Annotated in this window: 14 protein-coding genes; 6 read left to right on the top strand and 8 right to left on the bottom strand. The window is 52.3% G+C overall.

What is annotated here, in order from left to right; all coding sequences use genetic code 11:
* Nucleotides 1–141: 141 nt before the first annotated feature.
* Together VV869_RS00155 and queE are read right to left on the bottom strand one after the other, a co-directional pair.
* A complete protein-coding gene (locus VV869_RS00155) occupies nucleotides 142–2,958 on the bottom strand; it encodes a hydrogenase expression protein HypA (RefSeq protein WP_337732998.1) in 2,817 nt (938 codons plus the stop codon).
* A 212-nt stretch (nucleotides 2,959–3,170) separates the two neighbouring features.
* Complete coding sequence (gene queE, locus VV869_RS00150; RefSeq protein ID WP_337732997.1) at nucleotides 3,171–3,839, bottom strand: 7-carboxy-7-deazaguanine synthase QueE; 669 nt, start codon at nucleotides 3,837–3,839, stop codon at nucleotides 3,171–3,173.
* A gap of 283 nt (nucleotides 3,840–4,122) precedes the next feature.
* On the opposite strand from queE, the gene mlc reads away from it, so the two are divergent.
* The 5 genes from mlc (at nucleotide 4,123) to VV869_RS00125 (ending at nucleotide 7,709) form a co-directional block, all read left to right on the top strand.
* Entirely contained in the window at nucleotides 4,123–5,337 is a 1,215-nt protein-coding gene (mlc, locus tag VV869_RS00145; protein WP_337732996.1) for a sugar metabolism global transcriptional regulator Mlc, read from the top strand.
* A 349-nt stretch (nucleotides 5,338–5,686) separates the two neighbouring features.
* Nucleotides 5,687–6,004, top strand: coding sequence for a hypothetical protein (locus tag VV869_RS00140; protein WP_337732995.1), 318 nt, complete (start codon nucleotides 5,687–5,689; stop codon nucleotides 6,002–6,004).
* A gap of 62 nt (nucleotides 6,005–6,066) precedes the next feature.
* Nucleotides 6,067–6,498 carry a hypothetical protein gene (locus tag VV869_RS00135; RefSeq protein WP_337732994.1) on the top strand — a complete coding sequence of 144 codons (432 nt, stop codon included), beginning with the start codon at nucleotides 6,067–6,069 and terminating at the stop codon, nucleotides 6,496–6,498.
* 296 nt (nucleotides 6,499–6,794) lie between these two features.
* Nucleotides 6,795–7,181: a VOC family protein gene (locus VV869_RS00130; RefSeq protein WP_337732993.1), complete on the top strand. Its 387-nt coding sequence runs from the start codon at nucleotides 6,795–6,797 to the stop codon at nucleotides 7,179–7,181.
* 165 nt (nucleotides 7,182–7,346) lie between these two features.
* The gene (locus tag VV869_RS00125) at nucleotides 7,347–7,709 is read left to right on the top strand and encodes a hypothetical protein (RefSeq protein ID WP_337732992.1); all 363 of its coding nucleotides are present in this window, start codon (nucleotides 7,347–7,349) and stop codon (nucleotides 7,707–7,709) included.
* 221 nt (nucleotides 7,710–7,930) lie between these two features.
* On the opposite strand, the gene VV869_RS00120 is transcribed toward VV869_RS00125, so the two are convergent.
* The 5 genes from VV869_RS00120 to VV869_RS00100 form a co-directional block, all read right to left on the bottom strand.
* A complete protein-coding gene (locus VV869_RS00120) occupies nucleotides 7,931–8,833 on the bottom strand; it encodes a LysR family transcriptional regulator (protein WP_337733449.1) in 903 nt (300 codons plus the stop codon).
* A 110-nt stretch (nucleotides 8,834–8,943) separates the two neighbouring features.
* The gene (locus VV869_RS00115; RefSeq protein WP_337732991.1) at nucleotides 8,944–9,732 is read right to left on the bottom strand and encodes a LutC/YkgG family protein; all 789 of its coding nucleotides are present in this window, start codon (nucleotides 9,730–9,732) and stop codon (nucleotides 8,944–8,946) included.
* Nucleotide 9,733: 1 nt separating this feature from the next.
* The gene (locus VV869_RS00110; RefSeq protein WP_337732990.1) at nucleotides 9,734–11,155 is read right to left on the bottom strand and encodes a LutB/LldF family L-lactate oxidation iron-sulfur protein; all 1,422 of its coding nucleotides are present in this window, start codon (nucleotides 11,153–11,155) and stop codon (nucleotides 9,734–9,736) included.
* A gap of 13 nt (nucleotides 11,156–11,168) precedes the next feature.
* Nucleotides 11,169–11,888 (bottom strand): (Fe-S)-binding protein, encoded by a 720-nt coding sequence (locus tag VV869_RS00105; RefSeq protein ID WP_337732989.1) that lies wholly within the window; start codon nucleotides 11,886–11,888, stop codon nucleotides 11,169–11,171.
* 102 nt (nucleotides 11,889–11,990) lie between these two features.
* Complete coding sequence (locus VV869_RS00100; protein WP_337732988.1) at nucleotides 11,991–13,571, bottom strand: L-lactate permease; 1,581 nt, start codon at nucleotides 13,569–13,571, stop codon at nucleotides 11,991–11,993.
* 495 nt (nucleotides 13,572–14,066) lie between these two features.
* Between VV869_RS00100 and VV869_RS00095 the strand changes: the two genes are divergently transcribed.
* A complete protein-coding gene (locus VV869_RS00095) occupies nucleotides 14,067–14,432 on the top strand; it encodes a thiol-disulfide oxidoreductase DCC family protein (RefSeq protein WP_337732987.1) in 366 nt (121 codons plus the stop codon).
* Between the two features lie 151 nt (nucleotides 14,433–14,583).
* Here VV869_RS00095 and VV869_RS00090 read toward each other — a convergent pair whose 3' ends face one another.
* Entirely contained in the window at nucleotides 14,584–15,147 is a 564-nt protein-coding gene (locus tag VV869_RS00090) for an LON peptidase substrate-binding domain-containing protein (protein WP_337732986.1), read from the bottom strand.
* Nucleotides 15,148–15,236: the final 89 nt, after the last annotated feature.

The raw sequence follows: 15,236 nt of genomic DNA, 5'->3' as shown, positions 1-15,236 counted from the left end.
TGACGTTGAACACGCCGCCAACTTCACATTTTGCACACAATTGGCCACGTGCTGAATTAACGGTCGCAGACGAAAAAAAGCTCGCATTGCGAGCTTTATCTTAGTGAGTGCCTCTGCAGAAGCGCGACATGACGGAACAGCCTACTGGCTCTGGGTAAAGCCACATGTTTGCCCGTCGTTAAGAACCGTGCCGGCAACCGGGCCTTGTGGCTCACCATCTGCGGGTGGCTCTGCCGGTGGATTGACCGGTTCGGTAATGGGCACCACATTCGGCACCGTGCCGGCGTCGACCAGAGTAACCAGATCACTCCACATTTCGCCGTCAGTGGCGGCGTACTGCAAATCCGGGTCGTTCTGCCAGCGTGCCTGGTGGTTGAACGCTTTGATCGCAAAACCCAGACCGTCGGTGTCGGTCATCGCGATGCGTTCGTTCATCGAACCATCCACGGCCTCATAATAGAGAGTGCCGTCTTCTTCCAGTTTCCAGCGGATCGGAAAGTTAAAGCCACAGCCATCCGAGTCGACATAGTTGCCGAGGAAAAAGTCGCCCTGGAAGTTATCGCTCAGCTTGAGAAAACGCGAGCTGTCGCCGATGAACCGCAGCGCCCGGTCGTCACTCGTATCGCCACTCTGGCCAATCAGCAGCGCTTGGGTGAAACGGGGGTTACGCTGCTCCCAGATCTGTTTACACAGCGCTGTTTGGTCCTGATATTGCGTCAGCGTTTTCTTCGTGACCGGGGTGGTGGTCGCGCTGTCCCAGCCCGAATCCTGAGTTGCACAGGCCGCCAGCTGGCCGGGGCTGTATTCTTTGCTGATCAGGGTAAAAATGAGATCCGCCTCAGGCTGTGCGCCATAGGCTTTGACGGCCAGAAGTTTCCGGCTGTAGTCGACGCTGGTGAGCGCCCAGTATTCGAATTCATCCGGCGTGGCGGTATTGGGGGTCAGCTTGAGATAGCCCTGTTCGGTCAGGGACCAACTGCGGCTGCCGCCCTGGCGCAGGCCATGGACGTAGTATTCCCAGCTGTTGTTGCTGCGCAAAATGGTGGTGGAGATTTCGCCGTCTTCGGTGATCTGCACCAAATGCTGATCCATTAAATTATTGAGGGTTTGCTGGGTAAAACGCTCGTCCCCGCCGCATTCCGTCACCGTGTTGAGGTACAGGTCCGGGTTGGCCCCAAGGCCGTTGCCGAAGTCACAGACACCGAACGGTGGCAGATTATCGCGGCTGGCCGAAGCGAAAATTTGCTGTTTGGCATTGTTATCAAAACCGCTGTAGTGAAACGGCTGGTTTTCCAGCAGGGTTTCGCCGATGTGGACGAAATTCCGATCTTCGACCAGGAACAGGTTCTCGTGAGAGAACCGGTAGTGATCGGCCAACTGCTGGATCACATTGGGAACATCGAACCGGATGATGGATTTTCCGGCTACTGTGGTGGGAGCCCAGAAGCCGTTTTCCTGAATATTCCAGGTATTGGCCGCGATGTTGACCCAGTAGCGGGCGGTGAAACTATTGTCGTTGAGTAGTTCGACTACCACGTTATCGGCAATGGCGAAGCCGTTAATACCGTCGATGGAAATCGCGGCATCGGCCGGTGCGGTCAGCACGCCGTTCAGTTCGGTGTAGGGGCTGTTGGGCAGGCCGAATGGGGCAACCTGGCAGTCGGTATTGCCGTTGCGGTTGTCACACAGCAGGTAGGTTTCGCTTTCCGGACGCCAGGTAAAATAGAATCCGAATGCCCCTTCGCTAAAGGTCTCGTCCGGTTTGATGTAACGGGTGATGTGATAGTTGTCCTCACTGGAAAGGAAATCATGCATCTTTTTCCCGGCCAGCTGATACACTTTGGCGTCCATGGTGATCCCGGCTTTATCCTCGCGGGTCAGGGCCGCATCGGTCAGCAGCATGGTTTTGTCGGTGGCTAACTCGACTTTGAGGTAATCGAACAGGCCGACCCAACCCTGGGCGGTGAGCACCTGGCGGGTGATATCGTTGTTGGTGAACTCCGTACTGCCGCTCAGGTAAGTGAATACTTCGGTGAGGGCGATGTCTGCGGCGCCGTTTTTGTCCCAGCGAAATTCGTGGATAGCGGTTTCGCCGACACTGGTGTTGTCCGCGTTGTAGACCATTTGCTCGGTCAGGATCCCACTGCCGCTGTTATCGTTAAACGTACCGACTGTCCAGTAGCCATCGTTGAGAATCGCCTGGATATTGGCTTGCGCCGCGGCTTGTTCAGTCACAAAGCGCTCCATCCGACCCTGTGTCATGGTTTTCACGATCGACAGGGACAGCAAGTCACTCAGTTTCATGCCTTGCAGGCCGACCTGCGGAAGCAGGGTGGTTTCAAGATCATCTGCGATGCGGTCCAGATCTTCCTGGAAGAAAAAGACCCGGCTGCGAATCGGCTCATCATAGAGGCCCTCAAAGATCCCCCAGCTCTCGTCCTGGATCACCCGCTCGACCAGCGCATGGTAGGCCAGGGTCGATTTCAGGCTCACGGTCAGTCGCTCTTCCGTCAGCGGGGCCATGTATACATGGTCAGGGATGGGTTCGCCCGGGGCGATGGCGATGTCGGGGCTGTTTGAGAGGTCAATCAGCAACACGGCATTAATCCGGGTGCGGCTGCCAAGGGTGATGTCATAGATCCCGTCACCTTGATTTTTCACGTCCGTGATCTCGATTTGCTCGAGGATCTTCCCTTTTTTGTCCAGCCAGACGGCGGCAAAGTTCGCCTGTGCTAAATTGGTTTGCGCGTCGGCATAGGCCGTGCGGATCAGCCCGAACCCGCCTGAACGGCTGGCCGTGATCAGATCCGGCGGCGTATCGACTGTGATGGTGAATTTCGTTGAGACCGGTACGGCATCGCCTTCCGCGGCGGGTTGGTTGTCACCACCACCGCCCCCGCAGGCAGTCAAAAATAAACTACAGGCCGCGACAAGGCAGCATCCCAGATAAGCACGCATAATCACTTCCCCAAACACATTCTTTTATTATGTTTTGGGCTGAGTATAGGTTGCGGCCTGATGGCGGTTGTTAAAGCTGCGGCAGAGTCTTGCAGATTGAGCAGGGTCTAAAATGTAAGAATGGGGCGGGCAGGGTGTGAGTGCCGTCGGGCTATTGAGTGGTGTTGCGGGCGGAAGCAAAGCCGGTTGTCTCGGGACAACCGGCACGGGGATCAGGCAATCGCCAGGTATTTGTGGGTTTGGATCGAGAGCCGCCAGTTACGTTTGACACACGTTTCGATGCACAGGGCCGTCGCCCGGGCTTTCTGGCTGATCGGTTGCAGCGCAATGCTGACGTCCGGCTTCAGGGCAACACCGTTCAGCAACTGGTCGAGCTGTTCAATATCTTTCTCGGTGCCGACCGGATGTTTGATCTCATCGGCGCGCATCAAAGCCGAGCGAAGGACCGGCAGTTTGGCTTTCATGTTGATTTTCGGAGACACCGTGACCCAGGTGTTTTCGGTCGCCAGAACTTCGGAGGTGCCGCTGGTTTCAATCTGACAGCGGAATCCGGCTTGCTCCAGCGCGGCGGTCAGCGGTTGCAGGTCATAAATACATGGCTCACCCCCGGTGATCACCACGTGACGGGCAGTATATCCCTGATCGTGAAGTAATTTTACCACGCCTTGTGCATCAAGGTTGGTCCAGAGCGGCGAGTCGGAGGTCTTGGCCATCACTTGATCTAAGGTTGTGTAATCCTGTGGCTCAGCCGTCCAGGTTTGCTTGGTATCACACCATGCACAGCCAACCGGGCACACCTGCAAACGGACGAATATGGCAGGAACCCCGGTAAATACACCTTCACCCTGAATGGTTTCAAAGACTTCGTTAATTTTGTACACCGCTAACCTCGTGGCGAATCAAATCTATCACTATGGTGCTCTTTTGAGCAGCAGAGCATTATCCCAAAACTGATGGCCCTTGTCTCGGCTGGGGGGCATTTATTTGTAAAATTACAACGGAGTCGGCAGGCTGATTGGGCAAAGGACACAGTTCACGATAACCATCGGGCATTCATCGTGATGAGTATCACGTCCTGGACACAAGCGGCTTCACAATTACTTCGCAAAGTAAAAAAATTAATCCACCACGATTTTTATTGCTATTTTGTTCCGGAGTATTGGCATGTATGTCGCTCAGCCTGGTCATATCGACCATATTAAGAGAAACAATGCCGGCAGCGTCTACAAGCTTATCGATCAGTACGGGCCAGTCTCCCGAATTGAGCTGTCTAAGCTCAGCCAGCTAGCACCCGCGAGTATCACCAAAATCACGCGTGAGCTGATTGATGCCCACTTGATTAAAGAAACCCAGTATCAGGAATCCACCTCCCGTGGTCGCCCGGCCATCGGGTTACTGCCTGCCAATGAAGGGTGGCAGTTTCTGTCGATCCGGCTCGGACGGGGCTATCTGACTATCGCCTTGCATGAACTGGGCGGTGACATTCTGGTGGAGGAGCGTCAGGATATCGAAGCCTTGCATCAGGATGTAGTGCTGCAGATCCTGCTCGACGAAATCAGCAGCTTTTTTGCCCGCCATGTGAATGAGTTGGATCGGATCACTGCCATTGCGGTGTCCCTGCCGGGGCTGGTCAACGCCAAAGATGGCATCGTCCTGCAAATGCCGCATTATGACGTCCATAACCTGGCGCTGGGACCAGCGATTCATAACGCAACCGGGCTGCCGGTATTTATCGGCAACGATACCCGGTCCTGGGCGCTGGCCGAGAAGCTGTTCGGGAATTCTCGCGATGTGGCGAATTCGATTCTGGTGTCGGTCCATCACGGGGTTGGTGCCGGTATCGTGGTTGATCACAATGTGCTGCAGGGGCAAACCGGTAACATCGGTGAGTTAGGTCATATTCAAATCAAGCCCTATGGCAAGCGCTGTTTCTGCGGCAACCATGGATGTCTGGAAACTGAAGTCAGTCTCAGCGCTGTGATTGAGAAAGTAGAGCAGCGGCTGCGGGAAGGGCATCTTTCTACCCTACACGGTAAAACGCTGACCATTCAAAAGATCTGTGATGCGGCGGTGGAGGGCGATACCTTAGCCCGCCAAGTGATGGTTGAGCTGGGCCATAACCTGGGGCAGGCTATCGCGATCATGGTTAATCTGTTTAATCCGGACAAGATCCTGATTGGCAGTGAGCTGAACCGCGCGAAAGACATTCTGTTTCCGGCCATCATGGAGTGCGTTCGTACCCAGTCACTGCCGATTTACAATCAGAATCTGACCATAGAACAAAGCTGCTTTTACACCCAGGCGACAATGCCCGGTGCGGCACTAGTGAAGCAGGCGATGTACGACGGCCATTTACTGATGAAGCTGATTGAAGGCTAGAGACGCGAACCCTTGAGGGGTCCGTAAGTGAGTTGAATCAAACCGGGTGAACGCCCGGTTTTTTGATCGTGATGCTTATTTCGTCGACGAACACGAGCGACTTTATCTGACTCAAGACACGAGATAAATCGGTCGAAGACGAAAGGACTTTTGGTCGTGTTATTGTTTTATGGGTCAACTCTTTGTTTGGGCGGATTTCTCCGCAGATACTAAAACTTGATTTGGCTAAACCATACCGTAGACAGATTTTGACGTGGTGGCCTCCGGCGATTTAGGAATCAGACATTACTTAGTGTGGCAAAGTTTGATGAGCAGGCGTTCATGTCATTTGTTATGTGCTAAGGAAAATATGGAGTTAATCGACAATAAAAGTAACCACTTAAGCCTAATCGTTGGCCAGTTTGGCTTTAAATTTGTTCCGGTCTTTGCGGAGATTATTTCAAGTAAATATGGTTACCACACTTACGACAAACCAGTTGTAGGTACTGAGTTTGTTGCTTGGGATATGATAAAAGGCAAATCAATGATTAGTATTTGTCACAATGGTGGTCGTCCTTTACAAATAGATTCTCTCTGTTCAACAGGTGATATGCTACTCAAAAAGCTACAAGAGCAACTTCCTACAATTGTTAAAGATGCAAAATATGATGAGTTTCGCACTGAGTAAGTTACCCAAGGGTGCTATGAGTAAGGGGGCTCGATGGGAAAATTAACGCTGTTATTTTATCTGTGTTGCTTTTCGGTTGTGCTCAAGGTCGGGTAGATATTCTGGATCGTGATGAAAATGTAGTCGGCTATTGTTCAGCTGATTTTAATTTTCACTGGTATGGCGCGCAGGATTCGGTTAGTTACATTCTATATTTGTGTGCGAAAGAGTACATAGTCAAAGGATATAGCATTTCTGATGAGTCAATTCTAGATAATGATTACACCATTCCATTGGCGCCTAATGGTAAAAATTGGAATAAAGCATTAGCGAAAGAGTATTTTTCACAAAATCTCTTAACGGAAGAGAAGTTCGGTTACATATTGGCTGCCATTGAATATGAGTATTGGATGAAACTCAATGCTGCTAAAGAGCAGTTGCTTCGATCGGCCATCACTCAACCGGAGTATGAGAGGCTCGTCAAAGAGGCAAAGGCAGAATTTGAGGGCTCGTAAGCACATCACGGATTAAGTGAGGGTCTCTTACTGCGGTCTCACCACGGCCTGCTAGCCTGGTGATAGGATAATAGACGTCACAATGCCGACAGGATATTGAAAATAACGATACAACTTTCGAGCTGGTTATTGTTTTTCAAATCAATACCTTGCGTTGTTGAGTTTGCCAATGAACACTGATAAGCCATTGGCTCAATCAAAGTCATCGACAGATTGTGGCAGTAGGGCAAAGCTTGATCGGGGAAGTCGATATCATTCGATAGGCAAGGCAGGGAAATGAGAGATAAGGATAGCTTATGAATATGAATCAAATCACGCTCGCAGTGCATGACATAGACTTGGCCGTCGAGTTCTATAAAACACTCGGCTTGGTCCAAATCGTTGCTGACGAGCATTATGCTCGTTTTTCTTGCCCTGAAGGGGAGTCGACGTTTTCAGTGTACTTAGACACGGAAAAGCAAGGGGTCGAATGTCGAGGTGTCGTTTACTTTGAACATCAGCAGCTTGATGAGCTCGTCGATGACTTGAAATCAAAAGGACTCCAATTTACTCAAGAGCCGACCGATCAACCTTATCTTTGGCGTGAGGCATCATTAAATGATCCCTCGGGCAATATCATCAAGCTCTATTGGGCAGGGGAAAATCGACTCAATCCGCCCTGGAAACTTGAAGAGCGTGCCTAACAATGTGCTTTGGTGTGGGCGGCAACGCGTTATTTTTACTATTTAACCTTTAGTGTTTTACCCGTGTAGAAATAGGTTACGACCCTTCTTGAAGGGCTGCGATCTGATAAAGACGCCCATATCATTCACTATGAGGTGACGTTCTATCTTATTGAGAAAGTTATTATGTTTATTCGTGGAATTCAAAGCCAATTAAATTTGAAACCTCATTTCTACGCTGAATCTGCAAAAGTTGGTGGTGTAGGTTGTTTACTCGGTAGTAGTCTTGCTTATTACTTGTGTTCTTTTATCGCTTCATATTTTGGTATATCTGCTGATGTGCCTATACGTAGTTATGATGGCATCGTTGTATTGAAGATGTTTTCGTTGTGTTTCTTGGTTCTCGTTCTTTGTTTGTATGTATTTTGTGCACTATCGGCTTTTGTATATTATGGGTTTAAGTTTAAAAAAGGGCTGATTAATAAGCAGGAACTCATAAACATAGTGTTCAAAAGCCTCTATCCAGAACGTTGGCAAAATGGCCTATGAACCTGATTATATTCAAGCCAGTATTCGGATAAATTTCATTGGCTGATTTTTCGTGCTTATAAATGTGATCACTGAGGGGAGGGCTTGCCCTCAATGTGATATTTGACTGATGGCCCAGCGATATACGTTTTATCACCCAGGCTATCTCGTATCGAAGATAGCCTGTCTATCAGTGCTTCCTTTGCAGTACACTCAGCTCAGAACTGGATCCAGAACTGAATTCAGAAACGCTCCTGAATGGCGAGGTAACGCTCACGAATGTGTTCGATCAGTGCCTGGATCCGTTTGGCCGGTTTGCGGGTGTAGGGGTAAACGGCGTAAATCCCCACCACTTTGCCGGTGTGTTCCGGCAGCACTTTGACCAACTTGCCTTGCTGCAAATCATCGTAGATTAGACAGGTGGGCAGATAGGCCAGGCCATTGCCTGCCAGCGCGGCTTTGCGCAGGGCAGCGGCATTGTCGGAGGAGAAGTTTCCTGCCACTTTGAGGGTGTAGATCTCGCCGTTGCGGGTAAACAGCCAGTCAAACGCACCGGTGCTCTGTTTGTTGTAGCCGAAGCAGTTGTGATGCTGCAGGGCTTTCGGGGTCATCGGCATACCGTGTTTTTCGATATAGTCCGGCGAGGCGCAGATCAGCCAGCGGGAGTTGAAGATATGCCGGGCGATCAGGCTGGAGTCTTCCAGATAACCGGTGCGGATCACCAGATCGACATTTTCTGACAGCAAATCGACAAACTCATTGTTCAGCGACATTTCGACCGTCATCCCCGGATGCTTTTTGCAGAAATCAGAAACGGCTTCGGCCAGCAGCATTTCACCGGAGATGGTCGGGACCGACATCCGGATATGGCCCGACAGGGCCTCGCTGTAGCCGGTGACGGCATCAAATGCCGAATGGGCCACCTGGCGGATATCTTTGGCTCGGTGATAGAGCACTTCGCCCGGCTCGGTCAGGGTGAGCTTGCGGGTGGTGCGGTAGATCAGCTGGACACCCAGCTCAGATTCGAGTTTGCTCACTCGTTTGCTGACCACGGATTTGGTGATGTTGTTCAGTTCGGCAACTTTGCTGAATGAGCCGTGCTCGATGACTTGGGTAAACAGGACGAGATCGTCAATTTGCGGCATGGGAATCGTCATTTATCAATACTGAATGCATTATAAATAACAAGGCGACAGAAATACAAAAGATGCGCCATCGGGCGCATCTTTGTTTTCAGGCAAGGTGGAGCAAGCCCTTACATATCGTCGATGATGATGTAGGTCGCGTAAACCGGACCATGGACCCCGACGACCTTGATTAGCTCGATATCGGCGGTCGAACTCGGGCCGGAGATGAAGTTGACACACGACGGCATGCGCTCGCCGTTCTTGGCTTTCTCATGCAGTGCCGCAGTCGCCTGAGTTAAACGGGCAACCAGCGTACTTTTCGGCACGATGAAGACAGAGGCTTCCGGCAGCAGGCTGACCGCGCGGCCCTGTTTCGGGTTGCTGTACAGCACCATGGTACCGGACTCTGCCAGTGCCTGCTCGGCAAACACGACCCCAACCTGAGCGCGCTCGGCAATGGTGATGTTCGGCTCGTAACCGGCGGCCTGATCCCAGACATGCACCTGGTGACCGTCCTCTGCCAGATCCGCCGGGTTGACCAGCGCCAGCAAACGCGGATCGGCGGAAAGCATGGTTTCCCCGGCGTATTGCGCAGCGTCATCGGCTTCGCCAGCTTCTGTACGGCAGTAATCCAGACAGACCGATTTCAGGGTCTGTGCCAGCTCTGCCTGAGTGGTCGTCAGCGCCTGTGAACCCAGCGACGTCTGCGTGTACTCAATCAGGATGTCTTTCAGCTCGTCCTGGTTTTTGTCGGCCATCACGTCATGGTGGCAGCGGTATTTCAGGGCAGGGCGCTCGACCGGCGTGGTGCGGCGCTCGCGGCCCAGTTGTTTGGCAATGTTGTCCAGAAAGCTGTCGCGGTTGTAGATACGCGATTGGTCAGCGGCTGGTGCCGTATTTTCAGTGTGATTCGCCATGTTATTCCCCTTTACCCTGCTTGCGTTTTTTGAACCAACTGCGGAACGATTCACCATCGCCCTGCGGCAGATCGCGAGACTCGGTCCAGGCTTTCAGGCCGACGTTCACCGGCAGCTTGCCATTGCGGATCAGGCCACTGGTCACGGTGGCGCCGACTTTCACCGTCGTGCCCCACAGCAGCGGACGGGCATTGATAAAGTTGAAAGCGCCCACGGCTGCGCGCTCAAGCAGTGGCGTTTGCTCGGACTCCGCCATCTTCTCGCGGTGCTTGAGCAGCAGATCAGACAGCGGGATCTTCACCGGACAGACGTCATGACACGCACGGCACAGACTACAGGCGTAAGGCAGCTCTTTAAAGTCGTCATAATCACCCAGCAGCGGCGACAGCACGGCGCCAATCGGGCCGGAATAGATCGAGCCGTAAGACTGGCCGCCGATATGACGGTATGCCGGGCAGGTGTTGACACAGGCAGCGCAACGGATACAGCGCAGGATGTCGCGGAACTCTGACCCCAGGATTTCCGAGCGGCCGTTATCGACAATCACCAGGTGGAATTCTTCCGGACCGTCGCAATGCTCGTCTTCACGCGGGCCGGTCAGGGCCGTTACATAGCCGGTCAGCGGCAGGCCGACGGCACTGCGGCACAGCAGGCTGACCACGATATCCAGTTCTTCGAAGGTCGGAACCATGCGCTCCATGCCCATCACCGCAATATGGGTTTTCGGCAGGCTGGTGGACAGACGGGCGTTCCCCTCGTTGGTCACCAGGGTCACGGTGCCGGATTCGGCGACGGCGAAGTTACAGCCGGTGATGCCGATATCTGCTTCCAGGAAGTCGTGGCGGATGTAGTTCCGGACATAGCGGGTCAGCTCTTCCGGATCGTCGGAGCCCTCGTAGCCGATTTTGTCCTTGAATACATCACGGATTTGCATCCGGTTTTTGTGCAGGGCCGGGACCACGATGTGTGATGGCGGATCGCAGTCATCGACCTGGAGGATGTACTCACCCAGATCGGTTTCCACCACTTCACAGCCATTGCGTTCAATGATCTTGTTCAGGCCGATCTCTTCAGTCACCATCGACTTGGACTTGACGACTTTTTTGGCATTTTTCTGCTGAATGATGCCTTCGACGTAGTCGGTGGCTTCTTCGGCCGTTTTGGCGAAGAAGACGTGGCCGCCGTTCTTCTGAACGTTGTCGCTCAGTTGCTGCAGGTAGTAATCCAGGTTCTCCAGCACGTGGTTGCGGATATCCATCCCCATTTCACGCCACTCTTCCCAGTTCCCGAGTTTTTCAGCAGCAATGGCGCGGTTGGTAAACATACGCTCCTGGGCGTTGGCAACCGATTTGCGCATGAATTCGTCTTTCATCTGAACGTCGATACGTTCCTGAAAGTTGACCTGACTGGTTTTCATCGACATAACAACGCCCCTCTTAACGGCTCATCAGCACATCGACAATGTGCATCACTTTGATCGGGCGACCTTCACGGGTCATGCGGCCACCAATGTTGATCAGGCAGCTGACATCGGCGCCGATCAGGTAGTCTGGTTCAACAGCGCTAATGTGGTGAACTTTCTCTTTCACCATTTCACCGGAAATTTCAGACATCTTGACCGAGAAGGTCCCGCCGAAACCACAGCAGGTTTCCTGGTTTTTGATCGGCAGCATTTCCAGCCCTTCGACATTGGCCAGCAGGCGCAGCGGCTCTTCGCGAACACCCAGCTTACGGATCAGGCTGCAGGACGGGTGATAGACGGCACGGCCTTCCAGACGGGCACCGACGTTGTCAACGCCCAGAATGTTGACGATGAACTGGGTCAGCTCGTACAGGCGATCGGCCAGTTTCTGTGCCCGGGCTGCCCACTCCGGCTCATCAGCCAGGTATTCCGGGTAGCGTTTGATTGAGGCGGCACATGAACCGGCCGGGGTCACGATCAGGTGATCATTTTCCTCAAACGCCATAATCATGTTTTTCATCGCCGGTTTGCTGCCTTCAATGTAGCCACTATTCAATGAAGGCTGACCACAACATCCTTGTTTTTCAGGAAAGATGATTTCGCAGCCAAGCTGTTCCAGCAGCTCGACAGTCTTTTTGGCAACTTCGGCTTTGACCGTGTCGCACAGACAGGTGGCAAAAAAGTTTACCTTCATGATATAGCTCCAGTGACGGTTGAACCGTGGTTATCTTTTTATTTTATATTCAGTGTCCGGCGGTAAATATGCCAGCCGGACACCGGGATTGCTCAGTCGTGCTTAGATAAAAGCACTCACCAGACCGACAATCACCCCGTAGATCATCATAGGGACCACGGTACGTTTGATGATGTAGCCTTCTTTGTTGGCAATCCCCAAAATGGTTGAAACAGCAATGATGTTATTGATACACACCATGTTACCCATCGATGCACCGACCGATTGCAGGGCCAGAATCGTGGTTTCCGGCAGACCAACCGTATGAGCAATCGTCTGCTGGATGCCGCCGAACGTCAGGTTCGAAACGGTTGCTGAGCCGGAGAAGAACGCACCCAGGGCACCCAGATAAGAAGCAACCCACTGCCAGTTGGCCCCCATCAGATCCGCAAACGCCTGGCCTGTAGTCATGATGGGTGAGTTTTCGTCACCGACCATCATAAATTTCACCATGATCAGGGCACCGACCAGGGCGATAAACGGAATTTTGATCCGACTGGCGGTTTCAGTGAACGCCTGCTTGGCCAGCTGGCCACTCATGCCCAGTACCGGAATCGAAATCAGCACCACCAGCAGGAACGGGATCAGCGCCGGAACATACAGGGTTTTATAGGCCCAGCTGGTCTCGGTGCCCAGAATGTTGCTCAGCTTGAAAATCAGCGCCTGGCTGATGCTCAGATCGGCAAAGCCCAGGTTCAGGTTCAGCATCGGCGTGCTGTCGTTCAGCATGGCTTTGATGCCCAGTTGCTGAATGCGGGTAACAATCAGGATACCAATCAGCATCAGGGTCGGGCTCATGGCCTTGATCACAGTACCGAACGGAATTTTTTCCGATTTGGCGTGCATGCTTGGTTCTGGTGTTTCTAAGCCGACATTCATGCGTGCCAACAGGATCGACAGCGACAGACCGATCGCTCCGCCAACCAGTGATGGGAACTCATAGTTCCATTGTGCGAACAACCAGTAGGGCAGGGTACAGGACACGATGCTCAGCTGGATGAACAGCAGGTTGCGACGAATGGCTTGCCAGCTGACGACAAATTTCAGCGCGATGACTGGAATAATGAAAGCGGCAATGGCGTGGAGCAGGGCGGACTGGCGACCGGCTTCCAGTAGGGCGGCTTCATCCAGGCCCAGACCTGCCAGACCAAACCAGGTCGGGGTGCCGACGGCGCCGAAAGAAACCGGAACGGAGTTCATCACCAGGGCCAGAATCGCGACTTTTAGCGGGTTGAAACCGAGGCCGACCAGGATTGGCGCTGCAATGGCTGCTGGCGTGCCGAAGCCGGAGGCACCTTCAATCATAAAGGCAAATGCCCAGCCGATGATCATCAGCTGCGCAACCTGGTTGCGGCTGATACCTTCGAGCCACTGGCGGATCACGGCTTCAGCGCCGGACAGGGCGATCACACGGTTGAGCAGGATCGCACCGGCAATAATAGAGATAGGGGTGATCGCAGACAGCATGCCGGAGATGATGTTGGCCGAAAGTAGGGTGGCATCTGTCCCAAAGTAAAGGAGTTGTAGCAGGCCGATCATCAACGCAGTGATCGGCAGTGCGATATGTGACGGCAGCGAGTTACGCTTCGTCATCATCCAGATCAGGAGCAAAATCGGTACGACGGATATTGCAAGGTTTAACATGAGTTATCCCACTCTATATAGGTTTGTATTCTTGTCGTGATTTGACGTTATTTTTCTAATTGTCACTAGCAGGCCGTTTTCGGCCATCCCGGTAACTTTGTGGGGGGAGTATTCTAGGAGGGAAAATCTCGCTGGCTATTAGTTTTTAAATTGTTAAATGTATGACAAATAGTTGCTTTGTGAGCCGCCTCCAAATGTTAAAATCGAACGGGTCATATTTTTATTTAAAATCATATACTTAATAATAACCTAGCGGATTGGTAAGGCTTATTGATTGAGATTTGGAAACAATAAATTCTCAATTGTTCATTAATGAATGTGGTGTTTTTTTAGCTGTTTTTAAGCTGAATTTATCTAATTAGGAATCGTTATTATTTGTTTTAGGTCAATTTGTTGTAATTTTACTACAAATGTAGCGTTTTTATGCTGAGGTTTGTTATCGCTTTCCTACACTATAGGGAGAAGGTCAACCCGGATTCGGAAGAGGAAGATACCATGGCGAAACCCAGACTCATCGTGTTTTATGACGGCAGTTGTGAGGGGTGTGTGAAAGACCGTGCCCGTTACGAGCAGTGGCTCGGACGACAGACGGCCCGGGTGCACTGGTTTGATATTACCGATCAGGAGGCGCTGCTCAGGCAGCGCGGCATTGACCCGGCCCGAGCGTTGCGTGAGTTGCACGTTGAAGACCAGCACGGGACCGTGAGACGAGAACTGGATGCTTACATCCTTCTGTTTTCGCTGATTTGGTGGCTCAAGCCGCTGGCCTGGCTGGTGAGTTTGCCGGGGATCCGGTCGTGGGTTTCCCGCTGGTATCGGCAGCATGTCGATGCAAGGTTGCGTCGGGAAGGGCGCGGTTAGTTTGAATCAGGAAGTCATGTGTTTGATTCTGTATCCGGATGGCATAAGGCGGTGGAGCATGGGACAAGACGGGGACTATCTCAACCACTGTCTATGTGCCATGTGCACGTCCGCCAGACAGAGATTGAGAGCCGGGTTGTTCAGGCTTTAATTATTCTTCTTTGAGCTGCTCGTCAATGATGTTGTGGAGAAATGAGAGAGCGGCGCGGTGGTCGTTGCGGCTCATGAACCATTGTTTCTGATTGGTTTCCAGCGGCAGGAGCTCCAGCCAGCGCTGACACACCCAGGTGGTATCGTTGAAATCAGGTGCCGGGTAGTGGGTGGCATGTTCGGGATATTCGTCAAACAATGCCCGCAGGCTGTTGGCGATCCCCTGGTCGGCAAACTTCATGGCGGCCGGCGACCAGTTTCGGATCGGCGAGACGTCTCCGAAACGGAGCCCGTCGTCTTCCTGCCAGTGATCATTGATCACGAATTTTTCGACGGCCTGGACCGTGATGCCGAGCAAGCCGTCGGACAAGCGTTCGAAATCAGTGATCATGGTGCGGGTGCCAAAGTGGCACAAGGCGTCTTCATCTTTCATGCACAGGCCGAAGCCTTCGCCTGAGGCCATGGCCAACTTGACCAGTCGAATGTAGCGGGGTTCAAAAATCCTCAGTTTGCTGATCCCACCCGGCAACAAGTAAAGCTGTAACGGAAAAAGGGGTAGCTGCATAGTAATAGCCTTTACTGACGTTGTTGTAATGATTGTAACGTTAGCAAAAGTATAAGCAGACAGAGGTGGGAATCTGTCTGCTTTTCGAT

It is taken from the genome of Photobacterium sp. MCCC 1A19761 (assembly GCF_037389125.1).
Taxonomy (GTDB): Bacteria; Pseudomonadota; Gammaproteobacteria; order Enterobacterales; family Vibrionaceae; genus Photobacterium.
This window is presented reverse-complemented; position numbering and strand designations above follow the sequence as displayed.